Annotated in this window: 19 protein-coding genes; 16 read left to right on the forward strand and 3 right to left on the reverse strand. The window is 63.1% G+C overall.

Annotated features, from left to right (window positions below; genetic code table 11):
- Positions 1-43 precede the first annotated feature (43 nt).
- The 7 genes from proC to ACERIT_RS04375 all read left to right on the forward strand — a co-directional run bounded on the left by proC (position 44) and on the right by ACERIT_RS04375 (position 7,736).
- Positions 44-820 (forward strand): pyrroline-5-carboxylate reductase, encoded by a 777-nt coding sequence (gene proC / locus ACERIT_RS04345; RefSeq protein WP_373673605.1) that lies wholly within the window; start codon positions 44-46, stop codon positions 818-820.
- Complete coding sequence (gene proB, locus ACERIT_RS04350; RefSeq protein ID WP_373673606.1) at positions 813-1,646, forward strand: glutamate 5-kinase; 834 nt, start codon at positions 813-815, stop codon at positions 1,644-1,646. The genes proC and proB overlap by 8 nt, the downstream gene beginning before the upstream one ends.
- Entirely contained in the window at positions 1,639-2,970 is a 1,332-nt protein-coding gene (locus ACERIT_RS04355) for a glutamate-5-semialdehyde dehydrogenase (protein ID WP_373673607.1), read from the forward strand. Before proB ends, ACERIT_RS04355 begins: the two co-directional genes overlap by 8 nt.
- A gap of 75 nt (positions 2,971-3,045) precedes the next feature.
- Positions 3,046-4,419, forward strand: a complete 1,374-nt coding sequence (locus ACERIT_RS04360) for an APC family permease (protein ID WP_373673608.1) — start codon at positions 3,046-3,048, stop codon at positions 4,417-4,419.
- Between the two features lies 1 nt (position 4,420).
- Positions 4,421-5,158: a universal stress protein gene (locus tag ACERIT_RS04365; RefSeq protein ID WP_373673609.1), complete on the forward strand. Its 738-nt coding sequence runs from the start codon at positions 4,421-4,423 to the stop codon at positions 5,156-5,158.
- Between the two features lie 923 nt (positions 5,159-6,081).
- Positions 6,082-6,846 (forward strand): IclR family transcriptional regulator, encoded by a 765-nt coding sequence (locus ACERIT_RS04370; protein ID WP_373673610.1) that lies wholly within the window; start codon positions 6,082-6,084, stop codon positions 6,844-6,846.
- 122 nt (positions 6,847-6,968) lie between these two features.
- Positions 6,969-7,736, forward strand: a complete 768-nt coding sequence (locus tag ACERIT_RS04375; RefSeq protein WP_373673611.1) for an HpcH/HpaI aldolase/citrate lyase family protein — start codon at positions 6,969-6,971, stop codon at positions 7,734-7,736.
- A gap of 12 nt (positions 7,737-7,748) precedes the next feature.
- Here the strand turns inward: ACERIT_RS04375 and gfo6 are convergent, their stop codons facing one another.
- Both gfo6 and ACERIT_RS04385 read right to left on the reverse strand, forming a co-directional pair.
- The gene (gene gfo6, locus ACERIT_RS04380) at positions 7,749-8,831 is read right to left on the reverse strand and encodes a D-xylose 1-dehydrogenase Gfo6 (protein ID WP_373673612.1); all 1,083 of its coding nucleotides are present in this window, start codon (positions 8,829-8,831) and stop codon (positions 7,749-7,751) included.
- 72 nt (positions 8,832-8,903) lie between these two features.
- Complete coding sequence (locus ACERIT_RS04385; protein WP_373673613.1) at positions 8,904-10,079, reverse strand: mandelate racemase/muconate lactonizing enzyme family protein; 1,176 nt, start codon at positions 10,077-10,079, stop codon at positions 8,904-8,906.
- Between the two features lie 700 nt (positions 10,080-10,779).
- On the opposite strand from ACERIT_RS04385, the gene ACERIT_RS04390 reads away from it, so the two are divergent.
- The 3 genes from ACERIT_RS04390 to ACERIT_RS04400 all read left to right on the forward strand — a co-directional run bounded on the left by ACERIT_RS04390 (position 10,780) and on the right by ACERIT_RS04400 (position 16,576).
- On the forward strand, positions 10,780-11,199 hold the full coding sequence (locus ACERIT_RS04390; RefSeq protein ID WP_373673615.1) for a PPC domain-containing DNA-binding protein: 420 nt from the start codon (positions 10,780-10,782) through the stop codon (positions 11,197-11,199).
- A gap of 28 nt (positions 11,200-11,227) precedes the next feature.
- The gene (locus ACERIT_RS04395; protein ID WP_373673748.1) at positions 11,228-15,376 is read left to right on the forward strand and encodes a DNA-directed DNA polymerase II large subunit; all 4,149 of its coding nucleotides are present in this window, start codon (positions 11,228-11,230) and stop codon (positions 15,374-15,376) included.
- A 264-nt stretch (positions 15,377-15,640) separates the two neighbouring features.
- The gene (locus ACERIT_RS04400) at positions 15,641-16,576 is read left to right on the forward strand and encodes a ketopantoate reductase family protein (protein WP_373673616.1); all 936 of its coding nucleotides are present in this window, start codon (positions 15,641-15,643) and stop codon (positions 16,574-16,576) included.
- Between the two features lie 25 nt (positions 16,577-16,601).
- On the opposite strand, the gene ACERIT_RS04405 is transcribed toward ACERIT_RS04400, so the two are convergent.
- Positions 16,602-16,826, reverse strand: a complete 225-nt coding sequence (locus ACERIT_RS04405) for a hypothetical protein (RefSeq protein WP_373673617.1) — start codon at positions 16,824-16,826, stop codon at positions 16,602-16,604.
- Positions 16,827-17,085: 259 nt separating this feature from the next.
- Here ACERIT_RS04405 and ACERIT_RS04410 point away from each other — a divergent pair, with 259 nt between their 5' ends.
- The 6 genes from ACERIT_RS04410 (at position 17,086) to ACERIT_RS04435 (ending at position 24,877) form a co-directional block, all read left to right on the forward strand.
- A complete protein-coding gene (locus ACERIT_RS04410) occupies positions 17,086-17,934 on the forward strand; it encodes a CBS domain-containing protein (protein ID WP_373673618.1) in 849 nt (282 codons plus the stop codon).
- 3 nt (positions 17,935-17,937) lie between these two features.
- On the forward strand, positions 17,938-19,731 hold the full coding sequence (gene glyS / locus ACERIT_RS04415; RefSeq protein ID WP_373673619.1) for a glycine--tRNA ligase: 1,794 nt from the start codon (positions 17,938-17,940) through the stop codon (positions 19,729-19,731).
- Positions 19,732-19,743: 12 nt separating this feature from the next.
- Positions 19,744-20,385, forward strand: coding sequence for a dolichol kinase (locus tag ACERIT_RS04420; protein ID WP_373673620.1), 642 nt, complete (start codon positions 19,744-19,746; stop codon positions 20,383-20,385).
- Between the two features lie 275 nt (positions 20,386-20,660).
- Complete coding sequence (locus ACERIT_RS04425; RefSeq protein ID WP_373673621.1) at positions 20,661-22,913, forward strand: NADP-dependent malic enzyme; 2,253 nt, start codon at positions 20,661-20,663, stop codon at positions 22,911-22,913.
- Between the two features lie 119 nt (positions 22,914-23,032).
- A complete protein-coding gene (locus tag ACERIT_RS04430) occupies positions 23,033-23,323 on the forward strand; it encodes a transcriptional regulator (protein WP_373673622.1) in 291 nt (96 codons plus the stop codon).
- 42 nt (positions 23,324-23,365) lie between these two features.
- Positions 23,366-24,877: a replication factor C large subunit gene (locus ACERIT_RS04435; RefSeq protein ID WP_373673623.1), complete on the forward strand. Its 1,512-nt coding sequence runs from the start codon at positions 23,366-23,368 to the stop codon at positions 24,875-24,877.
- Positions 24,878-24,946: the final 69 nt, after the last annotated feature.

The following is a 24,946-nucleotide window of genomic DNA, read 5'->3' on the forward strand; positions in this document are numbered from 1 at the left end:
CGGTATATTCCCGTCTCCACATCTACGTGGTAGAGACGATACAATGGTCGACGTAACCATCCTCGGATGTGGGAACCTTGGAAGCGCCCTCATCACCGGACTCGCGAAGGAGGGGAATCACGACGTAACCGCCTACGACATCGACGAGAGTGCCCTCGATCGGGTCGAGCCGTACTGTCAGCAAACGACGACGGATATTGAGGAGGCGGCGACGTCCGATGTGATCGTCGTCGCCGTGAAGCCGGATATCGTGGAGACCGTCCTCGACTCGCTCGATCTGTCCGCGGACCAGACGCTTGTCACTGTCGCCGCGGGCGTCCCGATCGACTTCGTCGACGCGCGAACCGACGCCACCGTCGTTCGCATCATGCCGAACCTCGCGGCCGAAACCGCGGACATGGCGGCCGCAGTCACGTGGGACGAGGTCGATGAGGACGTGCGCGCTCTCCTCGACGATCTGGGCGAGTTCGTTGAGATCGATGAGGAACGGATGGACGTGGCTACTGCCCTCAACGGGAGCGGCCCCGCCTTCGTGTTCTACTTCCTGCAGGCGATGAAGCGCGCGGCCGTCGAGGAGGGACTCGAATCCGACGACGCCGAGGTGCTTGCGGCGCAGACCGTCAAGGGGGCCGCGGAGACCGTCCTCCGCTCCGATCGAAGCGTGGACGAGCTTATCGACGCGGTCTGTTCGCCCAAGGGCACGACGATCGAGGGCATGGAGGTCCTCTGGGACAGCGACCTCGAGGCGGAAGTCGAGGAGGCGCTGTCGGCAGCAGCCCGGCGCTCCCGGGAGCTTGCCGAGGAGTTCGAGCATGATTAAGGCAGTCGAATCCGACGTCGTCGAGCGAACACGGCGTCTCGCGGCAGCCGCCGATCGCGTCGTCGTCAAGGCGGGAACGAACTCGCTTACGGATGACGAGTCCAACCTCGACGACGAAAAACTCGATACGTTCGTCGACGGCGTCGTCTCACTTCTCGATCGCGGCAAGGACGTCATCGTCGTCTCCTCGGGCGCCATCGGCGCCGGGAAGGGTCGAATCGGTCAGACCGGTGGGACCATCGAGGAGTCACAGGCTCTGTCGACGATCGGACAGAGCCATCTGATGCGGCGCTACACCGAAAGCTTCGAACGCTACGACAGAACGGTGGCACAGATACTCGTGACCGAACACGACCTCGAGAACCCCGAACGGTTCACGAACTTTCGAAACACGATCGAGACGCTCCTCGAGTGGGGCGTCGTTCCGATCATCAACGAGAACGACGCGGTCGCGACCGAGGAGATCCGGATCGGCGACAACGACATGCTCTCGGCGTCGGTCAGCATCGGCGTCGACGTCGACCTGCTCGTGACGCTCACCGACGTCGGCGGCGTCTACACGGGCAATCCAAAGGAGGATCCCGAGGCGGAACGCATCGAGGCGATCGAGCGCAATTACTCGGCGGTCGAATCGATCATCGACGAGAGCGCGTCCGGCGAATTCGGCGGCATTCGAACGAAGGTGCAGGGCGCTCGCACCGTCAGCGAGCACGGCATTCCCGCCATCATCGCACGGTCGGACGAACCGGACGTCCTCGAACGGATCGCCATTGGCAAACCGGTCGGAACCATATTCGTTCCCGTAAACGGAGATCACGATGACTGACAAATCCACGGAAACGAAAGTCTCGGAGGCACAGTCGGCAGCCCTGGAGCTGGCGAAACTCCCCGAAAGCGAACGGAACGCGGCGCTCTACGACATCGCGGACGCGATCGAAGCCGAACGCGAGCGGATCCTCGATGCCAACGAAACCGACGTCGAGGAAGCCGAAGAACGGCTCGCGGAGGGTGAGTACACGCGGGCACTCGTCGATCGGCTCGAACTCTCCGCGTCCAAACTCGAGAGCATCACGGACATGGTCCGAAGCGTCGCCGATCAGGGGGATCCCCTCGATCGCACGCTTGAGTCGAGACGCCTCGATTCGGGACTGGAACTGTACAAGGTGTCGGTCCCTATCGGCGTCATCGGGACGGTCTTTGAGTCCCGTCCCGACGCGCTCGTTCAGATCGCCGCGCTCAGTCTCAAGTCCGGAAACGCGGTGATCCTGAAGGGGGGAAGCGAGGCCAGCAGTTCGAATCGCGTGCTCTATGAGATCATTCGGGAAGCCACTGCCGGGGTTCCCACTGGATGGGCACAGCTCATCGAGGCGCGCGAGGACGTCGACACGATGCTCGGGATGGACGACTCCATCGACCTCCTCATGCCGCGAGGGAGTTCACAGTTCGTCAGCTACATTCAGGATAACACGAGCATCCCCGTCCTCGGCCACACGGAAGGGGTCTGTCACGTCTTCGTGGACCGAGATGCTGACCTCTCGATGGCGACCGAGATCGCCTACGACGCGAAGGTTCAGTATCCGGCCGTCTGCAACGCCGTGGAGACGCTGATCGTTCACCAGGAGGTGGCCGAGGAGTTCCTGCCGGTCGTCGCCGAACGCTACCGTGAGGCGGACGTCGAGTTGCGCGGCGACGAGACGGCCCGATCGATCGTCGAGATGAAGGAGGCGACGGAGGCGGACTGGTCGAGTGAGTACGGCGATCTCATTCTTTCGATAACGATCGTCGACTCGCTTACGGACGCGATCGATCACGTCAACGCGTACGGCTCGAAACACACCGAATCGATCGTGACCGAGACCGCGGCGCGTGCCAGCACGTTCATGCGGAGCATCGATTCTGCGAGCGTGTTTCATAACGCCTCGACGCGGTTCAGCGACGGGTATCGGTTCGGACTGGGCGCTGAGGTCGGCATCAGCACGGGGAAGACCCACGCCCGGGGGCCGGTCGGACTCGACGGACTCACTACCTATAAGTATCATCTTGAGGGGAGCGGACAGGTGGTCGGCACGTACGCCGGAGACGACGCGAAGCCGTTCCTCCACGAGGAGTTCGAGGGCGACTGGAATCCCGGCCACCTCTCCGGGGAATAGCGGACCGTCGACGGGTGGTTTCACGGAGATCGGACGCCCGATGGCTATTTGTGGCGTCCGGACGATGGCCCGCCCATGGACGAGGCTCCCGTTCCGTCGATCGATCACGACGTCGATGCCGAAACGGGGGAACTCGAACGGACGATCGGACTCGTCGGTGGGCTTGCTATCGGGATCGGTACCATGGTCGGCGCCGGGATATTCGTCTTTCCCGGGCTGGCGGCCGAAAACGCCGGCCCGGCCGCGTCCCTTTCGTTTGCTATCGGTGCCGTGGTGGCACTGTTGGTTGCGCTTCCGACCTCCGAATTGGCAACCGCAATGCCCCGAAGCGGCGGTGGATACGTCTACATCTCGCGCGGGCTCGGAACCGCGGCCGGGGCTGTCGTCGGGATCGGCCTCTGGATCGGATTGGTGTTCGCCTCGGCGTTCTATCTCGTCGGGCTTGGAAACTACGCCGGACAGGTTCTCCTGGAGGTCGGGATCGCGGTACCGATCGACCCCGCGCCGGTGCTCGGCGTGGCCTTCGGCGTCAGCCTCACGGTGCTTAGCCTCTTCGGAACCGAAAACACGGCCGTGCTGCAAAACGGTATCGTGGTCCTCCTGTTGGTGATCTTGACCCTGTTTCTCGGATACGGGAGCCTCGACGCGCTCGGCGTCTTCGGCGGCGAGTCGGTTCCTGAGCGGTTCTTTCCTCCCGGGGGTATTCTCCCCGTGTTCCGAACGGCGGCGCTCGTGTTCACCTCCTATCTCGGGTTCGCGCAGGTGGCGACGGTCGCCGGTGATATCGAGGATCCCGGTCGAAACCTGCCGTTGGCGATGGTCGGATCGGTCATCGTCGTCGGCGTTCTCTACGTCGTCACGATATTCGTCGCCACGAGCGCGTTCGGGAGCGCTCGGCTCGGTGAATTCGGTGAGACGGCGATGGTCGAGGTCGCCCGCGAGTTCGTCGGTCTCCCCGGCGCGGTCGTGATCCTGTTTGCCGGGTTGTTGGCGACCTTCTCCAGCGCGAACGCCTCCATACTCAGCTCCTCGCGTGCGGTCTATGCCGTCAGCCGTGATCGGATCCTCCCGATGACCGCCAGTCGGATCAACCTCCGGTATGGCACACCCCACATCGCATTGACTCTTGCCGGCGGCCCCATCGTCGTGTTGACTGCCACGGGGCAGGTGGCGTTGCTCGCGGAGGTGGCGTCGGTGCTGCACCTCGTGATGTACGGGTTGATCTGCGTCACCCTTATCAAACTGCGACGAGAGTCCCCGTCGTGGTATGACCCGTCCTTCCGTTGCCCCGGATCGTGGAGTCTTCCAGCGGCTGGCGCGGTCACGAGCTTCGGACTCATCGTGTTCATGCAACCCTCTTCGATCGCGATCGGTGTCGTCATCATGATCGCTTCGTACCTCTGGTATCGGATGAATGCCCGGGACGTCGAGCTCAAGGGGGCGTTTTGAGATGGCGGCCAGCGATCGACCAACCGTCCTTCTTCCCGTTCGCGTCCTGCAGGGTGAATCGCTCCCCGAGGGCACCCCGGAGCTGCTCGCGAACGCCCACGTCGTCTTGCTCGGATATCACCTGATCCCCGATCAGACCGCCACCGACCAGGCTCGTGAGCAGTTCGGCGATCGAGCGATGGACAAACTCGATGAGTTCGCGGACACGCTCTCGCGGGCGGGAGCCGACGTCGACGTTCGGCTGGTCTTCACCCACGAGGACCAGGCGACGATCGATCGCGTGATCTACGAGGAGGACTGTCTCGCCGTGTTGGTTCCGAATGCCATCGCCGATCTCGAGTCGGTATTGGTCGCTATTCGCGGAGGGGTCACCCTCGACCGGATCGCCCGGCTCACCGCCGGACTCTTCGCCGACACGGACGTCGAGGTGGTTCTCTATCACGTTCGCGGGGAGTCCGAGGATGATGCCGATGTCGAGACGTTGCTGGACGACGTCTTGACTCGCCTCGTCGACTACGGTCTGTCGCCGTCGTCGATCGACACCATCATCGACGCGGCGTCCGAGCCGATGGCGAAACTCTCGGACCGTGCGGAGTCCTACGATGCCGTCGTGATGGGTGAGACCGATCCGTCGGTGACGACCTTCGTCTTCGGGATGCCGTCCGACCAGATCGCAGAGCGGTTCCTGGGGCCCGTACTCGTCGTCCAACGGCCCCGCCCGGACGAGAACTCCGAGTAGAGAGATCCCCTCGATCGCGATGGGGTGTCGAGTTCGTCGCGTCGATCCGTTCGAATAGTAGTGGAATAGTATATCGTATAGAAATTGCTTATATGTTATATTTCTAGAGTTGACCTCACACATTCCATTTCGATCGGATTTCGTATCGGAATTGCAATTCGGTATGTTCTATCTAGCGTTCGGAAATCGAAGATTCCTGGACCCATATCTCGATTCTGTAGTTAAAATCTCGATCCAAAACGGAACGGTCGAGCCGATGCCGCCCGGCCACGGCCCTATCAGAACCCAATCGTATCAAAGATACAGTTATTATATTCACCTGTCTATTCCGTCGAATCAGATGCTCTTCCGTTTGCCTCCGTACCGAATTTTGAATTACACCCATACCGCTGTAAGTATTTTCCCACGATCCGGCGGGACGTCCGGAGTTCAAGCGGCGATCGATGTCCACTTCTCCGATGAATGCCGTCGTCGACGTCATTCGTTTGGGGCCTTGCTCGTTCCGATGGGCTTTGATCGTTTCGATAGTTCTCGTTTTACCATCTCGCACGATCGTTTTCTCCTCTCGAACTCTCGATGAGCCGTCCGTCTCGGGTCGTCGCTCCGGACGAGGCGCTCTCGACGGGACATCGTCGTCGCTCCGCCCTCACAGCCAGTCTGACCCCGTCTCACCGCGGATATCGTCTCGGGTTCGTTCAATATCTCCGAACGAGTTGTGGACCGATCGATCCCGGGATGTCTGGGTGGGATCCAACTCGACGTGGTCGTTAGCGATGGTCGACGCGACCGGCTCGATGGTCGGGAATTTACCGGAGACGATTCGGATCCGGGGCGATTCTGGGTCGATTCCGAGTCAGTCCGATCGAATCGACCGTCCGATAATGTGGAAAAACGTTTATCTCAGTGAGGGACGACTCCTCCGCATGAGCAACCCGGCGCGAAATCGGATCAATTCGGTCCGAACGGCCTTCGAGATAATCGAGTCGCTTCAGGACCTCGACGGGGCCGGCGTCTCCGACCTCGCCTCTCATCTCGACGTCCCGAAAAGCACCGCCCACAACTACCTCAGTACGCTCGAGGAGATGGGCTATCTCACCAAGGAGGACGGCCAGTACCACGTCGGCGTTCGGTTCCTCGGACTCGGTGCCTACGTCCGCAATAGACGGAAGATCTACGAGATCGCCAAACCGGAAGTCGAGCGGCTCGCCGAGGAAACTACGGAGCTTGCAAACCTTCTCGTCGAGGAGCACGGCACCGGAACCTATCTCCAGCGTGCCAGCGGCTCGCGGGCGGTCAAGGTCGAAGCGCACGTCGGAACGAACGTCCCGCTTCACTGTACGGCGCTTGGCAAGTGTATTCTCGCCCACCTCCCGGAGTCTCGCGTCGAGTCGATTCTCGAACAGGTTGGCTTCGAGCCCGTCACGCCGAACACGGTGACGAGCCGCGAGGAACTCTACTCCCAACTCGATCGGATCCGCGAGTGTGGGTATGCACTCGATGACGAGGAACGGATCGAAGGACTCCGCTGTGTCGCCGCCCCGATCCTCAGCAATGACGACCGCGTGCTCGGATCCATTAGCGTCTCGGGTCCCTCCAACCGGATCCAGGGCGATCGGTTCCGGGAGACGCTTCCGAACAAGGTCCTTGAGACCGTCAACGTGATCGAGCTCAACGTCACCTACTCGTAAGCGTCGAACGGACCGTCTCCTTCCGGGAAATCCGTACTGCCTGCCATCGACAGCTACCGCCGCTCGACGGCACGATCCCCGGGACGGCAAGACCTTTATACGAACGAATAGCACGTCGTTGTATGCCGAAGACGAACTTTCGGGAGCGGCTCTTGAACGGTGAGACGGTCGTCGGGACCTTCCAACTGCTTGATTCGGCGATGGTCTCGGAGATGATCGGCGTCGCCGGAATGGACTACGTCATTTACGACCAAGAACACGGCCCGCTCACTGCCGAGACGACTCTCGATCTCGCGGCGGCCGCCCAGAACCGTGGCGTCGCGCCGATGGTTCGGGTCCGAACGAACAGCGAGGCCGAGATCCAGCGCGCGCTCGACATTGGCACCGCGGGCGTCCAGGTTCCCCAGGTCGAAACACGCGAGGGCGCAGAGCGTGCGGTTGAGGCCGCCCGCTACGATCCGATCGGCAGTCGTGGCCTCTCACAATACGTGCGCGCCGGCGACTACTGGGGCAGCGAAACCTACACCGACGACCAGAACGAGGACGTCTTCCTCATGGTTCAAGTGGAAGGGGAACGCGGCGTGGAGAATATCGAGGAGATCCTCTCGGTCGAGGGTCTCGACGCCGTTTTCCTGGGTCCATACGACCTCTCGCAGTCGCTCGGGATCCCCGGACAGGTAACACACGAGAAGGTCGAATCGTTGATGCGGGAGGTCTGTGACCGCGCCGCCGAGGCGAACACCGTCGTCGGCGCCTTCGCCGATACACCCGAGATCGCGAACCAGTGGATCGACGCCGGCGTCCAGTACGTCACTCTCGGCGTCGACGTCGGCCTCTGTACGGAACATCTCGGATCGCTTGCCGACGCGGTCAATACCGACGCCAACTGACCGGCCAGCGATTTACCGACTGACGTCGATCGCTTCTTTGACTTCGGCCGACCGATGGATGGCTTCGATGATCTCCAGATCTCGGAGGCCGTGACGGCCGTCGGGTTCGATCTCCGCGCCGGTCAACATTCGGTCGGCGAAGTAGTCGAACTCCTCTCGCATCTCGTCGACCTCGTCGTTCGTCTCGTGGGCGATTTCCAGTTCGAGATCGTCGGCGGCGACGCGGAGGGCCGCTTCGCCGTGGAATGCGGGGCGAAGTTCGATCTGTCCGTCCGTCCCAGTGATCTTCAATTGCGTGTCCTGGTGAGCGCGCTGTGAGGCCGTCGAGACGAACTGGATGTCGTCCTCGAAGGCCATGAGGAACGAGGAGCGTTCGTCGTCGAGCCCCTCGAATGCCGGGTGTCCGGATGCCATGTTCGCCTGGACCGAAAGCGGCTCGCGATCGAGGAGGTACCGCGTCGTGTTGATCGAGTAGATGCCGAGATCCATCACCGATGTCCCGTAGCCCGTCAAATCCGGTGTGAGACGCCATTGGTCGGCGTCGGGTATCATTTCGAGAAGCGGCTGCGTGTTGTCGCCGTACGCCTGAACGGGCTCGCCGATCACTCCCTCCTCGATGAGCTCCCGGGCCCGCCTGACGGCCGGTTCGGTCTGCATCCGGTAGGCGACCATGAGCGGAACGTCGGCGCGTTCACACGCCTCGACGAGTCCCTCGGCCCGTTCGACCGTGGCCTCCATCGGCTTCTCACAGAGGATGCCCTTGTCGCGTTCCGCGGCCGTCTCGACGTACTCGCGGTGGAAGGCGTTCGGCGTCGCTACGTACACCGCGTCGTAGGCGTCGGCAGCCACGCCGTCGTGGTACTGGTCGTACGTGATGCCATGGTCGACGTCGTGACGTTCCGCGAGTCGATCGGCCTTCTCGCCGGAGCCGCTCACGAGGACGGTCGTCTCGCCGAGCGTCGACTCTTCGATGGCCGGCATCGCGACGTCAGTCGTCCACCATCCGAGTCCGATGAGCGCATACCTGACGGTCCCCTCCGTCGTCGTCTGCCAGTCTCGTGCGTCGTAGCCGTGCATCCAGTCGGCAAGTGACATATCGTTCGATTCTCGGGGGCTCGCAAAAGGGTTTCCACACGTCCGAGGCGCCGGTGTGACGTTCGCGAGCGACTATCGGCGGTCGGCCTCGCGTTTCTCCCAGTCCTTCTCGAAGAGGTTGATCGTGTGCACTCGATCTTCGGTGTACGCGTGCTCCTCGACGACGTCGTGGTCCAGTTCGATGCCGAACCCGGGACCGTCGGGGACCTGCACGAAGCCGTCCTTGACCTCCAGGGGCTCGGTGAGCAGGTCGTCGACCCACTCGACGTCGTAGGTCTGGAACATCTCCTGGATGCGGAAGTTCGGAATGGACGTACAGAAGTGTGAGTAGATCGCGCCCGCGACCGGCCCCTGCGGGTTGTGGGGCGCGATGTCGACGTGGTCGGCTTCGGCGAGCCCAGCGATCTTCTTACCTTCGGTGATGCCGCCGGTGTTCATCAGGTCGGGCTGGAAGACGTCGATGTCCGTCCGGGTGACGAGCTCGAAGAAGTCGTGTTTGGTCATGTGACGCTCGCCGGTCGCTATCGGGATCGGGGACTTGTCCGCGACCTCGGCGAGGCTGTTGAACGAGTCCGGGGGACACGGCTCTTCGAACCACGTCGGGTCGAACTCATCGAGCTTCTGAGCGATGTCGACGGCCTGTCCGGCTGAGAAGCGGCCGTGGCCCTCGATGAGGAGATCGACATCGGGGCCAACCGCCTCGCGGACGGCCCGGACGATATCGATGGAGTGGTTCATGTCCTTTCGGGACATGGACTGCCAGGCGGTTCCGAACGGGTCGAACTTCATGGCGTCGTAGCCATCGTCGACGACCGCCTCCGCGGCCTCCGCGAAGCCCTCCGGTTCGCCCTCGGTGTCGGTGTACCAGCCGTTGGCGTACGCGCGCAGCTCGTCGCCGTGGACCTGTCCGCCGAGCAGGTCGTAGACGGGTTCATCGAGCAACTTGCCCTTGATGTCCCAGCAGGCCATGTCGACCGCCGAACAGACGGTCGTGTTGACGACGTTCCGCGAGAACCACTCGTCGCGGTACATCTCCAGCCAGATCTTCTCGGTGTCGAAGGGATCCTCACCGATGAAGTATTTCGACATCTCGTCGATCGCCGCCGCGATCGTCCGTGGCTTGTCGTGTGTCGTCGCCTCCGCCAGCCCGGTTATCCCGGCGTCCGTCTCGAGTTCGACGAACACCCACGGTTTCCATGGGTTCGCGACGATATACGTCTCCACGTCGGTGATCCGTACGTCTGACATACGATCGATAGGGTCCGTAGCGGAACATTAAAACTATCGATGCCGTTCGATTCTCTCGCCCAACTGTTCCACAATATCGAACACGAGAGTCGGAGGCGAACCGTAATGATCTCGACGAATCGCTTGGGATCGATTCGGGTCGCTTCGGGCGGTACTCGGACGGTGCTCGCCGTGACCGACCTTTGGCAAAGTTCGTCGTCTCGGCAATACCGCTTTAGGTTTTGGATCGATAGGATTTAAGATCGTTTTCTTATCTAAATTATTATACCTAATATACCAAATTTATATGTTAAATATTCTCGACGTCATTCATACCAACCCAGTGGGACTTGATGACGACCGATCGAAGCCTCGATCTCGAAGCGGTGTGTGATCATGAGAAGTGAGATTGGGTATTTATACGTTTTTCAGTCCGTTTATCCCGACTACGTGGATCCTCTCGGCGGTGGTTCAGTTCGGTTTGATGACATTCTTAGCTCGGTTGTTCGGATCAGTTCGATCCCTATCGATACCAACCTGCACCGAATATATATTTAATTTGCAGTTAATAGTATACTATTACATATACTATGAATTTCAGTTATTTTTGGTCTACGCTTTGTCGACGGAGTCGATCGCGTCGTGGCTGTCGTTTGACCACCGAAAGCGTCGACGGTCGTGACACGAAGATTTTTCCACGCCACTCGCGTCACTTGCGCGTATGAACTACCGATCCGTCGAATCGACGGGAGAGTATCTCGCGCGCCTGGAGACGGGTGCGGACTGGCGTACGGAGATCGAGGATCTCGCGCGCGAGGTCGACGCGGAGGCGGGCTGGTTCAATGCGATGGGGTCCGTTCAGGACGCGGACGTCTGGTTCTACGACCAGGAGGACACCGAATATCGTTCGGTCACTTTCGACGAGCCACTCGAGATCGCCGCCTGCGTCGGGAACGTCGGCCGTCTCGACGGCGATCGTTTCGCACACACACACGCCGTCCTCTCACGGGAGAGCGGTCAGGCGCTTGCCGGCCATCTCGATGCCGCAACGGTCTTCACTGGGGAGGTTTATCTGCGGACCTTCGACGAGCCGCTGGTCCGTGAACACGACGACGTGACCGACCTCGATCTGTGGCTGTGAGTCCCGGACGGCGATTCTGATGACCGAGATGCGTCCATCGGACGAGCGGTATTTCGCGCGGATCGAGGAGCGACTGGAGGAGGCGTTCGACGTCGCCGAGGCCGCGAGGCGCCAGGGGCAGGACCCGAAACCCGAAATCGAGATCCCGGTCGCCCGCGACATGGCCGACCGCGTCGAGAACATTCTCGGGATCGATGGGGTCGCCGAACGAGTCCGCGATCTCGACGGGAAGATGTCCCGCGAGGAAGCGGCCCTCGAACTCGTCACCGACTTCGTCGAGGGGACCGTCGGGGACTACGACTCCCGCGCCGGCAAAGTCGAGGGCGCCGTTCGGACCGCGGTCGCGCTCCTCACGGAGGGCGTCGTCGCAGCCCCGATAGAGGGGATCGACCGGGTCGAACTGCTGGAGAACGACGACGGCACCGAGTTCGTCAACGTCTATTATGCCGGTCCGATCCGCTCTGCCGGCGGGACCGCCCAGGCACTGTCGGTGCTCGTGGCCGACTACGCCCGATCCCTGCTCGGCATCGACGAATTTCGCCCGCGTACGGACGAGATCGAACGCTACGCCGAGGAGGTCGCCCTTTATGACAAAGAGACCGGTCTCCAATATTCGCCAAAGGACGCGGAGACGAAGTTCATTGCCGAGCACATGCCGATCATGCTCGACGGCGAGGCCACTGGCGACGAGGAGGTCTCCGGGTTTCGCGATCTGGAACGCGTCGACACTAACTCCTCGCGTGGCGGGATGTGTCTCGTCATGGCCGAGGGGATCGCCCTGAAGGCGCCGAAGATCCAGCGGTACACCCGCGAGCTTGAAGCCGTTGACTGGCCCTGGCTTCAGGATCTGATCGACGGCACGATCAAGGGCGATTCGGAGGGCGACGCCGACGGATCCGATGCCGACACCGAGGATGCCGCGGGCGAGAGCGGGACCGATCCCGAGGCGGTACCGCCCGATGCCGAGGATCCATCGACGGAGCCAGACGGCCCGGCCCGTGTGGATCCGGCCACGAAGTACCTGCGTGATCTGATCGCCGGCCGTCCGGTGTTTTCACACCCCTCCGAATCCGGTGGGTTCAGGCTTCGATACGGACGCGCACGAAATCACGGATTCGCGACCGCTGGCGTCCACCCCGCGACGATGCACCTCGTGGACGACTTCCTGGCGACCGGCACACAGATCAAGACCGAACGCCCCGGCAAGGCCGCCGGCGTCGTCCCCGTGGACTCGATCGAGGGACCGACCGTTCGGCTCGCCAACGGCGACGTTCGTCGGATCGACGACCCCGAGGAGGCGCTTGCGGTCAGAAACGGTGTCGAGAAAGTCCTTGATCTGGGCGAGTACCTCGTCAACTACGGGGAGTTCATCGAGAACAACCACCCCCTTGCGCCCGCCTCCTACGTCTTCGAGTGGTGGATACAGGATTTCGAGGCTGCCGGCGCGAACGTGCAGGCTCTCGCGGACGATCCCCACGTCGACCTCGAACATCCCACCGTTGCGGAGGCGCTCTCGTGGGCCACCGAGTACGACTGCCCGCTGCATCCCGACTACACGTACCTCTGGCACGACGTGTCCGTCGACTGTTTCGAGACGCTTGCGAGGGCCGTCTCTGACGGCGAGGTCGTCGAGGGCGTGCTGGTGATCGAACGCACCGAGACGATGACCGGAACGCTCGAATCATTGCTCGTCGAGCACTCGCGGACACCCGACTCGCTGCGGATCCCGGAGTGGCGACCCCTCGCCCGGTCGCTCGGCGTCGACGACGGGCTTCGCCGGACGTGGGAGTCCCTCTCGCGTGAGGCCCGGACGTGGGACGACGGGGAGAACGCGGTGACGGCGGTCAACGAGGTCGCGCCCTTCGAGGTACGCGAGCGCGCGCCCACGCGGATCGGTAACCGGATGGGTCGTCCGGAGAAATCGGAAAGCCGCGATCTCTCGCCGGCCGTGCACACGCTGTTTCCGATCGGCGAGGCCGGCGGGTCACAGCGAAACGTCACGGATGCCGCCCGCCTCATGGACGACACGGGACGTCGCGGCGTCCTCGAGTTGGACGTCGCCGATCGCGAATGTCCCGACTGCGGGGACCACACCTTCCACAACCGGTGTCCCCACTGTGAGACGCATACCAAGCCGTACTACGAATGTCGCAACTGCGGAACCGAGTGTGAACCCGACGAGGCCGGTCGCGTCGAGTGTCCTCGGTGTGACCGCGAGGTGACGGCCGTCTCTCGTCGGGAGATCGACCTCAACGACAGCTACCGTTCGGCACTCGAGTCGGTGGGTGAACGCGAGACCGCCTTCGAGATTCTGAAAGGGGTTAAGGGACTCACGTCGACGAACAAGACTCCAGAACCGATCGAAAAGGGCGTCCTGCGCGCAAAAAACGGCGTGACGTCGTTCAAGGACGGGACGGTCCGATACGACATGACCGACCTGCCGGTCACTGCGGTCCGGCCGGGGGAGCTGCAAGTCACTGCCGACCACTTCCGTGAGCTCGGTTACGAGGAGGACATCGACGGCGAGCCGCTACGCCATGACGACCAGTTGGTCGAGTTGAACGTCCAGGACGTCGTGCTTTCGGAGGGTGCCGCAACGCATATGTTGAAGACGGCCGCGTTCGTCGACGACCTCCTCGAGCAGTTCTACGACCTGCCGCGGTTTTACGAACTCAACGACCGCGAGGACCTCATCGGCGAACTCGTCTTCGGGATGGCCCCACACACGAGCGCCGCGACCGTCGGCCGCGTCGTGGGCTTCACCTCCGCGGCGGTCGGGTATGCGCATCCGTATTTCCACGCGGCCAAGCGGCGCAACTGCTTCCACCCGGAGACGACGATCCGATATCACGACGAGACGGGGCAGCGGGAGGAGCCGATCGAGACGTTCGTTGAGGATCGCCTCGATCCCGCCACCGCGGACGAGGACGACTTCGGCACGCTCGTTCAGGACCTCGACGGAACGGTCCGCGTTCCCTCGATAGCCGACGACGGCTCCCGAACGATGCAGTCGATCGAGACGGTGTCGAAACATCCCGCCCCCGACCATCTCGTTCGTGTCGAGACCGTCGATGGACGATCGCTTCGCGTCACCCCCGATCACACGATGTTGCGGCGATCGATCCCCGATGGCGATCGGGAACCGGGAGACGAGCGTGGCGTCGTGATCGAACGCGTTCCTGCCGCCGAGTTGACTTCCGGCGACGAGATTCCGGCAGCGCCTGGATCGTCCGCTCACGGCGTCGATCGAGCGCTCGCTCGCGCGGATGGCGGTGCGGGTGAGATTCCCTTCAGACACCGCGATCCTGTCGAATATATAAAAATATCGTCAGTTGACTACTCTATATCTAGTTTGGATCACGTCTATTGCCTTTCGGTAGAAGAAACCCACTCGTTAGTGGCTAATGGCATCTATACTGGTCAGTGCGATGGCGACGAGGATTGTGTGATGCTCCTGATGGATGGGCTTCTCAACTTCTCGAAGTCATTCCTCCCCGACAAACGAGGCGGCAGAATGGACGCACCCCTGGTGATGTCCTCGCGTATCGATCCCTCCGAGATCGACGACGAGGCGCACAATATGGACATCGTTCGGCAGTATCCCCGCGAGTTCTACGAGGCGACCTTGGAGATGGCCGACCCCGAGGATTTCGAGGACGCGATCCGGATCGGCGAGGATACCCTGGGAACTCCCGACCAGTACCACGGATTCGATCACACCCACGACACCTCAGATCTCGCGCTTGGTCCCGACCTCTCCGCGTACAAGACCCTCGGGTCGATGATGGACAAGATGGACGCCCAACTGGAACTGTCACGCAAGATCCGGGCCGTCGACGAGACCGACGTCGCCGAACGCGTCATCGAGTACCACTTCCTCCCGGACCTGATCGGCAATCTCCGGGCGTTCTCCAGACAGGAGACGCGGTGTCTCGACTGTGGCGAGAAGTACCGTCGTATGCCCCTCACCGAGGAGTGTCGCGAGTGCGGCGGTCGGGTGAACCTCACGGTCCATGAGGGATCGGTGAACAAGTACATGGATACCGCCATCGAGGTCGCGGATCGGTTCGACTGTCGCCCCTACACTAAACAGCGACTCCAGGTCCTCCAGCGATCACTTGAGTCCGTCTTCGAGGACGATACCAACAAGCAGTCCGGGATCGCCGACTTCATGTGACCGGTGACGCATCGTGAGAGCGCATACCCACGTCTTCAGGCGCGGGTCGAGCGGTAGGCATGTGGCGCTTTGGGACTGTGGCGAGATGAGTGAGATCGCGGACGACCTCCCGGTGGAGTGTCCAAGTTGCAGAGCACCCCGGGAGGACCTGTACTACTGGGCCGAGGACTGATCGGGAGGACCGAGGACTGATCGGGATCATTTGACCTCCAGCCGGCGCGATCGACCACCAACGATTTTTCCACTGCCGCCCGAAGGGCATGCATGCACGTCCTCGTCTACGGCGCCGGAAGCCTGGGGAGCCTCGTCGGTGGCCTCCTTGCGCGCACCCACGAGGTCACGCTCGTGGGCCGCGACCCGCACATGCGACGCGTTCGCGAGGACGGACTCTCGATCGAGGGTGCGATCGAGGCACACACGCAGCCCCGGGCGGTCACCGACGGAACGGGTGAACGCGCCGACGTTGCCATCCTTACGACCAAGGCGTACGACACCGATTCGGCCGCGCGGGCACTTGCGACGGGCGAGTACGAAACCGTCCTCTCGCTACAGAACGGACTCACCGAGGAACGGCTCGTCGCCGCGCTCTCTGCGACCGTCCTCGCTGGAACCACGACTTATGGAGCCCGCTTGCGCGAACCGGGAACGGTCGAGTGCACCGGACTTGGCGAGGTGACGATCGGATCGCTTTCGGGAGGATTCATCCCGGACGCGGAGCGGATCGTGGAGGCGTTCCGGGCGGCGGGGATGACGGCCGTCCTCGCGACGGACATGCCCCGCCGTCGGTGGGAGAAACTCGCCGTTAACGCCGGGATAAACGGGCCGACCGCTCTCGCGGACGTCGATAACGCCGCGATCGCGGCGGGCCCAGCCAGCGACGTCGGATGCGAGGCGGCCCGAGAGGTCGCACGCGTGGCCCGATCGGAGGGGATCGACCTCTCGAACGCCGACGCACTCGTCGCCCTCGAACGGGTCGCCGAGGCCACCGCACGAAACCAGTCCTCGATGCGTCGGGACCTCGCGAACGGTTGCCGTACCGAGGTAGAGGCGATCTACGGCGTGGTGGAGGACCGCGCGGCCGCTCACGGGTTCGACGTTCCCGTCTGCCGGACGATCGCCGATCTCGTTCGCGCGGCTCAGCCCGACGGGGATCGGCACCGTCGATCGGCCGATTCGATGGATCGGCCGGATGGAGGATAACCGGATGGAGGGCCTGTTCGCCTGCTTATCGCCATTCCTCGAGGACGGCGGCGTCGGCCTCCTCGATCGACATCCACGCGTCCTCGCGGGAGACGTCCGCGATGACGAACTCGGAACGGGACTGCGTTGCATCCACCGACGCCATCACGTCCGGCGAGGACATCGGCTCGAGCGCGTCTCGGGCCTGCGGCAGCACCGGATCGCGTGAGTCGGTGTCTGGCTCGTCCCAGGGGGTGGAAGTCCGTGACATACTTGTCATCACTTGTCACTCGCATATAAACCCACCGGAACGGATCTTCGAACACCCGAAATATACACGATCGTGATGGACGTATGGGAATATATACTCACTATATGTTTGTATATATTGTACTATTTACCAAAAATGCCACTATCTCGGATCTTCGAATTCCGATCGGTCCCGGATGCGCGAACACGATCATTGAGGGTCCCTTGCTTGACAGGACACCTTCGCAGTATACAAGAGGTGTGACGGCGAAAGACGGTTCATGAACGTAGCCGACGCGATGACGCCACGCTCGGAGCTTGTGGTGGTTGAGATTCCCGGCACGCGCGATGACGCCCTCGAATACATCCAGGAACACGGATTTTCCTCGGTTCCGGTGGTCAAAGAGACCGACGCGGGCGAGATCTACCGCGGACTCGTCTCCCGTGACGATCTGATCGAACAGCCCGACGAGGACCAACTCGCCATGTTGATGCGTGCGGTCCCCACGATCGGCGCCACTGCGGACATCCGTACGGCCGCCGACCTGATGGTCGCGGAGTCCGCTCGTCGAGTGCCAGTCGTTAACGGCGACGCCCTCGAGGGGATCCTCACCGTCACCGACGTGATCCGGGCGATCGCCCGCGACGAGGTCGACGGCGATTCGCCCGTCGGGGATCTCGCGACTCGCGCGGTCAATGCGACCCACGTGGACACGCCGTTGCCGGTCGCCGAACGCGAGATCGGCCTTTCAGCGGTTCCGTACGCGGTCGTCCTCGACGACGACGCGATGATGGCGGGAATCCTCACCGAGGTCGACATCCTCGAGGTTGCCCGAGTCGTCGAAGGCGAGGAGGGTACCGGCGACAGCTTCGCCAACCAGGACGACGAGTGGGCCTGGGAGGGGATCAAAGCGGTCGGAAACCGATACCTCCCGACGCGCAACGTCGAACTCCCGCTCGGTCCCACGAGCGAATTCATGACTGACGACGTCGTGACGGTCTCAAGCCGCCGTACGGCGGCGGAGACCGCTCGGGAGATGATCTCCCACGACGTCGAGCAGATTCCCCTCGTCGTCGGCGGTGAACTCCTGGGGATCGTCCGCGATATCGATCTGCTGGAGGGCGTCTGATCGATGGCCGGCAGCGATCTGATCGAGCTCGCGAAACGCCGCGGGTTCTTCTTCGGCTCGAACGGAGCCTACGGCGGCACCGCCGGGTTTTACACCTTCGGCCCCCGCGGTGCCGCCCTCAAGCGGAACCTCGAGGATGCCTGGCGCGACCGGTTCACGCTCAAGGAGGACAACCACGAGATCGAAGCCCCGACGGTGATGCCCGAGGCCGTCTTCGAGGCCTCCGGTCATCTGGAGGGATTCGACGATATGCTCGTCGAGTGTGGCGAATGTGGGGCCTCCCACCGCGCCGACCACCTCGTCGAGGACGCGACCCCGATCGAGGACGCGGAGACGCTGTCCGGATCGGAGATCGAGTCGCTCATTCACGAACACGACATCGCCTGTCCCGCCTGCGGGACCCCGCTTGCCGGCCAGGACGTCGAGGATTTCAACCTCATGTTCGCGACGAACATCGGCCCCGGTGACTCGAAGCCGGGATACCTCCGACCCGAGACCGCCCAGGGGATCTTCGTCGAGTTCCCGCGGCTCAAAGAGTACGCTCGCGGTCAGCTTCCCTTTGGCGTCACTCAGATCGGTCCCGCCTACCGCAACGAGATATCGCCGCGTGGCGGCCTCCTTCGGCTTCGAGAGTTCACCCAGGCCGAACTGGAACAGTTCATCGACCCGGAGGACGACGCTCCGCCTCTGGAGCGCGTCTCCGACGTCGAGGTTCGGCTTTACCCCGCAACCGAACAGGAGACGGACGGTGAAACCTACCTCGACGTGACGATCGGCGAGGCGGTCGCGGAGGGGATCATCGGATCCGCCTGGGTCGGCTACTACCTCGGCGTCGCCCGGGAGTGGTACGAGCGGATCGGCGTCGATATGGGCCGGTTTCGCTTCCGCCAGCACCTGCCCGGCGAGCGGGCTCACTACGCCGCCGACTGTTGGGACGCCGAAAGCGAGATCGACGGCGACTGGATCGAGATCGCCGGATTCGCCTACCGTGGCGATTACGACCTCTCGAAACACGGCGAATACGCCGATGACACCTTCACCGTCTTCAAACGCTACGACGAGCCAAGGACCGTCGAGCGCGCGACCGTCGATCCGGACATGTCCATCCTCGGTCCCGAATTCGGCGGCCAGGCTAAAGCGGTCGGCGAGGCTCTTGAGCGACTCGCCGAGCGCGACCCTGACGCTTTCGACGACGACACTGTGACTCTCGATCTCGAGGACGGCGAGACGGTCACCGTCGATGTCGACGTCGCGAACTTCTCGATCGAGGAGACGACCGAGACGGGCGAACACATCACCCCCCACGTCGTTGAACCGTCCTTTGGCGTCGGTCGAACGGTTCAAACGCTCCTATCTCACGCCTACACGGAGGACGAAGTCGATGGCGAGGAGCGAACCTACCTCGATCTCGTCCCCGAGGTCGCTCCGGTCGACGTCGCGGTCTTCCCGCTCGTGAGCAACGACGAGCGACTCGTCGACCTCGCCGACCGCGTCGCCGCGGATCTGCGTGATCGCGGGAGTGCCGTCTCCTACGACGATTCGGGATCGATCGGACGCCGATACCGCAGACAAGACGAGATCGGGACGCCGTTTTGTGTCACCGTCGACCGCGACGGAATCGAGGGCGAGGGCCCCGAATCGGTGACGGTCCGCGAACGCGACGAGGCACGGCAGGCGCGCGTCCCCGTCACGGACCTCGCTGAGGAGATCGACGCGCTGTTGGGTGGGGACGATACTACCTTCGACGATCTCCTCGAACGTCACGATTCGGTCGAGACCGACGTCGAGACCGCCTGAAAGAAGCGGCGCATGAACGATTCCAACGCCCGCCGTGATGGCGGACTCTCCGCGGAGTGGCGCGAGCGCATCGAGTTCGAACGCCGGATCATTCACGCCGCTGGCGCGCTGTACGTCGCGCCCTACTTGCTCGGCTGGCTCTCCTGGGAGTGGACACGGGCGCTTCTCGTTGTCGGCCTGATCGTCGTGGCGCTCCTCGAGGGGCTTCGGCTGATCGTCGGTCTCGATCACGCGATCTACCGGGCCCTCACGCGCCCCTACGAGCGCGAGAGCGTCGCGGGCTACGCGCTCTATCAGGTGAGCATGACGTGGGTCGGGCTGTGGTTCGCTCCGCCGATCGCGATCCCGGCGATGTGGATGCTCGCGCTTGGCGATCCCGTAAGCGGCGCGCTTGGAACCAATGCGGCCGACGAATTCAAGCGTCCCCGGGTCTGGGTCGCGACGTTTCTCGTCTGTCTGGTCGTTGCGCTTCCGATCACCATCCCTGCGTTCGGCACGACCGTCGGCACGCTCGCGGCCGCCGTCGGTGCGTTCGGGGCAGCGGTCGCTGACGGGCTTCCGCCGGTGATTCGCGGTCGGGCTGTCGACGATAATCTCACCATCCCGCTTTTCGCCGCCATCGGGATCTGGGTCGTGGTGGCCACGATCGGGTGATTCGGGGTCGACGATCGGAGTTGGACCGATCCCGTTCATCCCTCCGTTCTTCCAACGTGGGGAAGACACCGGTTTCCGAAACGGAACTTCCCGGCGTCGAGAAGAAACACGGGATCGACCTCGGCGGCAGGAAGCGAGTGACGGGCACCGTCGATTGACGGACCGTGTGTAAACGATCCGTTCGACGCGTTCCGCCCGGATTGGTTCGACGGTCGTCGAAGTACAATATCGACGGTATGGTTAGCTTTTTACTTCGGTCCCCGGAAGCGGTGTATATGGGACTGGAAGACGACGCGCGGGAGTACCACCGAGAGGAGCCTCCCGGAAAGATCGAAATATCGACGACGAAGCCGACGAACACCCAACGCGATCTGAGCCTCGCGTATTCGCCGGGCGTGGCGGCGCCGTGCCTCGACATCGAGAAGGATCCCGAACGGATCTTCGAATACACGGCGAAGGGGAACCTCGTCGGCGTCGTTTCGAACGGGTCGGCCGTCCTCGGGCTCGGCGACATCGGCGCGGGCGCCTCCAAGCCCGTCATGGAGGGCAAGGGGGTACTGTTCAAACGCTTTGCGGACATCGACGTCTTCGACATCGAACTCGATCTCACCGACGTCGACGCCTTCGTCGAGACGGTGGCGGCCATGGAGCCGACCTTCGGCGGCATCAATTTGGAGGACATTACGGCACCGGCCTGTTTCGCCATCGAGCAACGCCTCAGCGACCGCATGGATATCCCCGTCTTCCACGACGACCAGCACGGCACCGCGATCATCTCCGGCGCGGCGCTTCTCAATGCGGTCGAGATCGCGGACAAGGACCTCTCCGAGATCGACATCGTCTTTTCGGGCGCGGGCGCGTCGGCGATCGCGACCGCCCGGTTCTACGTTTCCCTCGGCGCGCGCAAGGAGAACATCACGATGTGTGACTCCTCCGGGATCCTCACCGAATCGCGCGCGGAGGCCGGCGAACTCAACGAGTTCAAACGCGAATTCGCCCGTGACATCGAGGACGGCGATCTCGCCGACGCGATGGAGGGGGCGGACGTCTTCGCCGGCCTCTCGGTCGGCGGGATCGTCTCACCGGAGATGGTCCGGTCGATGGCCGATGATCCGATCATCTTTGCGATGGCGAACCCCAACCCGGAGATCACCTACGACGAGGCCAAGAACGCTCGCGACGACACGGTCATCATGGCGACCGGGCGGTCTGATTATCCCAACCAGGTCAACAACGTTCTCGGGTTCCCGTTCCTCTTCCGTGGCGCCCTCGACGTCCGCGCGACCGAGATAAACGAGGAGATGAAGCGGGCGGCCGCCCACGCGCTTGCGGAACTCGCCCGACAGGACGTCCCCGACGCGGTCGTGAAGGCCTACGGCGATGAACCACTCCAGTTCGGCCCCGAGTACGTCATCCCGAAACCGGTCGACCCGCGCGTTCTCTTCGAGCTCGCCCCGGCGGTTGCTGAGGCGGCGATGGACTCCGGTGCCGCCCGTACTACCGTCGACACCGATCAGTATCGCGAGCGACTGGAGGCCCGTCTCGGCAAGTCCCGCGAAATGATGCGCGTCGTGTTGAACAAGGCCAAAAGCGACCCGAAACGCGTTGCCCTCGCGGAGGGGACCGACGAGAAGATGATCCGCGCGGCCTACCAGATCGCAGAACAGGGTATCGCCGAACCGGTCTTGCTCGGAGACTCCGACGAGATTCACCGCATCGCCCAGCGGCTCGGGCTCTCCTTCGAGCCGGAGATCGTCGACCCGAACGAGCGAAACCTCGAACCCTATGCCGACCGACTTCACGAACTCCGCAAGCGCAAGGGGGTCACTCGGACCGAGGCCGGCGAACTCGTTCGGCGTGACACGAACTACCTCGGTAGCGTGATGGTCGAACGCGGCGACGCGGACGCGCTGCTTACCGGACTTACCCACCATTATCCCTCGGCGCTTCGTCCGCCGCTTCAGGTCGTCGGCTCGGCCGAAGACGCCGAATACGTTGCCGGCGTCTACCTGCTCACCTTCAAGAATCGGGTGGTCTTCTGTGCGGACACGACGGTCAATCAGGCCCCCGACGAGGAGGTGCTCGCCGAGGTGACCAAACACACTGCGGAACTAGCCCAGCGATTCAACGTCGAACCCCGCGCGGCGATGCTTTCCTACTCGAACTTCGGTAGCGTCGACGACGAGGGGACGCGCAAGCCCCGCAAGGCGGTCGAGATGCTGCATTCGGATCCAGAGGTCGACTTCCCGGTCGACGGCGAGATGCAGGCTGATACCGCCGTCGTCGAGGACATCCTTGAGGACACCTACGACTTCTCGAAGCTCGATGAGCCGGCAAACGTGCTCATCTTCCCGAACTTGGAGTCGGGCAACATCGGCTACAAACTGCTTCAGCGCCTCGGCGGCGCGGAGGCGATCGGCCCGATGCTCGTCGGCATGGACGCACCCGTCCACGTCCTCCAGCGAGGCGACGAGGTCAAAGACATCGTAAACCTCGCGGGCGTCGCAGTCGTCGACGCACAGGAGTGATCGCTCGCGAGAGCGGGTGATCGCTTTCCGACGAACCTCCTCAGACAGCATTCCTGGCGAACCCCTCAGACAGCACTCCCGACGAACTCGCTTATATCGCTTGCACCGTGAGATCCGCCATGGCTGACCTCAACCCGATCGCAAAACGCATCCACAACATCCAGCCGGATCCGGTCCGTCTCGTCCTCGACGGTGGAGAGACCGGCGTGTATCGGTTCGACTCCACTGAATTCTTCCAGCGCGAGTTCCGCGGGGAGGGACGCCGGATCGACGTCGATTCCGACGCCGACTCCCGGCTCGTCACCTCCGAGGATTACGAGCGCGTTCTTCTCGGTCGAAACGGTCCCGACGAGGACGGGTGGAGAATGATCGGAACGGTCGTGGAGGCCGAACGGGTTGGCGATGAGTGACGCTCCGAAACCACTAACCGCATCTCGTCCCTTTCTCCGGTAATGGCCGATTGGACGGAGAAGTACCGCCCGAGTAGCCTCTCGGAGCTACGCGGGAACGACAAAGCGGCCTCGAAACTGGCCGAGTGGGCCGACACGTGGGACGACGATCGTGAGGCCGTGATCGTCCACGGGAGCCCCGGGATCGGCAAGACCAGCGCCGCCCACGCGCTCGCCGCCGATCGGGGCTGGGAGACCGTCGAACTCAACGCCTCCGACAAACGCACCGCGGACGTGATCGAACGCTTCGCGGGCCGGGCGGCGAAAAACGCCACGCTCGAAGGGAGCGCGTCCGGCGGCGGGGCCGTGGGCGGCGACACCGCCAGCCGCCAGTTGGTGATCGTCGACGAGGCCGATAACATCCACGGGAACTACGACCGCGGCGGGGCCTCCGCGATCACCGACCTCGTGAAGGAGTCCGAACAGCCGATCGTCCTCATCGCCAACGACTACTACGAGATGTCCCGCGGGCTCCGGAACGCGTGTCGAGACATCGAATTCCGCGACGTCTCCGCGCGGTCGATCGTACCGGTACTGCGCGACATCTGCCGCCGGGAGGACGTCGAATTCGACTCCGACGCCCTCGAACGGATCGCCGAACGGAACGCCGGCGACCTACGTGGCGCCGTCAACGACCTCCAGGCGATCGCCAACGACCGCGATCGGATCGAACTCGAGGACGTCGTCACCAGCGACCGGGACCGCACGATCGGGATCTTCCCGTTCCTCGATGCCGTCCTCAAGGAGGAAAGCGCACGCGAGGCGCTCCAGTCGGGCTACGCCGTCGACGAGACACCCGACGACCTCACCAAGTGGGTCGAGGACAACATGCTCACGGTCTACGACGCCGAGGAGGCGACGCGGGCATACGAGTTCCTCGCGAACGCCGACGTCTGGCTCGGACGCGTGCGTGCCTCACAGGACTACTCCTACTGGCGGTACGTCACCGACAACGCGGCTGCCGGGGTTGCAGCCTCGCGTGAGGGGACCAAGGGCGGCTGGACGCGGTGGGGGAGACCGCAGTTTTGGCCCGCCTCCGATTCGACGGCCGACGCCGTCGTCCAGCGGATCGCCGCAGCCGAAGGATGCAGCATGGCGACCGCCCGACGGGAGATACTGCCGTTCCTTGCCGCGATGACTCACCACTGCTCGCCCCGAGATCTGACCGTGCGGATGGCGGCTGCCTACGATCTCGACGAAGCCGAGGTCGCCTTCGTCACCGGCTCCGGCGAGTCGACGAACAAGGTCGAATCGATCGTCGAGGACGCACGGGACCGCCGTGAGGATCTGGTTGAAGAGCATGCCGGCGGCGCCTTCGCTGGCGTCCCGGATCGGGACGATTCGAACGAAACTGAAACCGAACGGGCGAACGATTCGGAACCGGCCTCCGATCCGCTGGCAGCTGACGACGCCGAAACGGGAACCGATCCAAACGACGACGGGACGGCATCCACGAGCGACACCGAGGCCGATTCCGACGACGACGATCAGCTCGACTTCGGCGATTTCACCTGATCGGCAGCGGTTCGATCCGACCGGATCCCGTTTGAATCACGCTGGTTGGATCGACTTGCGGCGAGGAGG

The sequence above is a fragment of the Halopenitus sp. H-Gu1 genome (genome assembly GCF_041821145.1).
In the GTDB taxonomy this organism is placed as follows: domain Archaea; phylum Halobacteriota; class Halobacteria; order Halobacteriales; family Haloferacaceae; genus Halopenitus.

What these genes read in the sequence shown, in the direction of transcription:
- ACERIT_RS04420 (WP_373673620.1), top strand. Translation starts at nt 19,744, where the DNA reads ATGAACGATTCCAACGCCCGCCGTGATGGCGGACTCTCCGCGGAGTGG.
- ACERIT_RS04355 (WP_373673607.1), top strand. Translation starts at nt 1,639, where the DNA reads ATGACTGACAAATCCACGGAAACGAAAGTCTCGGAGGCACAGTCGGCA.
- gfo6 (WP_373673612.1), bottom strand. Translation starts at nt 8,831, where the DNA reads ATGTCACTTGCCGACTGGATGCACGGCTACGACGCACGAGACTGGCAG.
- ACERIT_RS04425 (WP_373673621.1), top strand. Translation starts at nt 20,661, where the DNA reads ATGGGACTGGAAGACGACGCGCGGGAGTACCACCGAGAGGAGCCTCCC.
- ACERIT_RS04395 (WP_373673748.1), top strand. Translation starts at nt 11,228, where the DNA reads ATGCGTCCATCGGACGAGCGGTATTTCGCGCGGATCGAGGAGCGACTG.
- ACERIT_RS04390 (WP_373673615.1), top strand. Translation starts at nt 10,780, where the DNA reads ATGAACTACCGATCCGTCGAATCGACGGGAGAGTATCTCGCGCGCCTG.
- ACERIT_RS04370 (WP_373673610.1), top strand. Translation starts at nt 6,082, where the DNA reads ATGAGCAACCCGGCGCGAAATCGGATCAATTCGGTCCGAACGGCCTTC.
- ACERIT_RS04365 (WP_373673609.1), top strand. Translation starts at nt 4,421, where the DNA reads ATGGCGGCCAGCGATCGACCAACCGTCCTTCTTCCCGTTCGCGTCCTG.
- ACERIT_RS04400 (WP_373673616.1), top strand. Translation starts at nt 15,641, where the DNA reads ATGCACGTCCTCGTCTACGGCGCCGGAAGCCTGGGGAGCCTCGTCGGT.
- ACERIT_RS04405 (WP_373673617.1), bottom strand. Translation starts at nt 16,826, where the DNA reads ATGTCACGGACTTCCACCCCCTGGGACGAGCCAGACACCGACTCACGC.
- proB (WP_373673606.1), top strand. Translation starts at nt 813, where the DNA reads ATGATTAAGGCAGTCGAATCCGACGTCGTCGAGCGAACACGGCGTCTC.
- ACERIT_RS04360 (WP_373673608.1), top strand. Translation starts at nt 3,046, where the DNA reads ATGGACGAGGCTCCCGTTCCGTCGATCGATCACGACGTCGATGCCGAA.
- ACERIT_RS04430 (WP_373673622.1), top strand. Translation starts at nt 23,033, where the DNA reads ATGGCTGACCTCAACCCGATCGCAAAACGCATCCACAACATCCAGCCG.
- glyS (WP_373673619.1), top strand. Translation starts at nt 17,938, where the DNA reads ATGGCCGGCAGCGATCTGATCGAGCTCGCGAAACGCCGCGGGTTCTTC.
- ACERIT_RS04385 (WP_373673613.1), bottom strand. Translation starts at nt 10,079, where the DNA reads ATGTCAGACGTACGGATCACCGACGTGGAGACGTATATCGTCGCGAAC.
- ACERIT_RS04435 (WP_373673623.1), top strand. Translation starts at nt 23,366, where the DNA reads ATGGCCGATTGGACGGAGAAGTACCGCCCGAGTAGCCTCTCGGAGCTA.
- ACERIT_RS04375 (WP_373673611.1), top strand. Translation starts at nt 6,969, where the DNA reads ATGCCGAAGACGAACTTTCGGGAGCGGCTCTTGAACGGTGAGACGGTC.
- proC (WP_373673605.1), top strand. Translation starts at nt 44, where the DNA reads ATGGTCGACGTAACCATCCTCGGATGTGGGAACCTTGGAAGCGCCCTC.
- ACERIT_RS04410 (WP_373673618.1), top strand. Translation starts at nt 17,086, where the DNA reads ATGAACGTAGCCGACGCGATGACGCCACGCTCGGAGCTTGTGGTGGTT.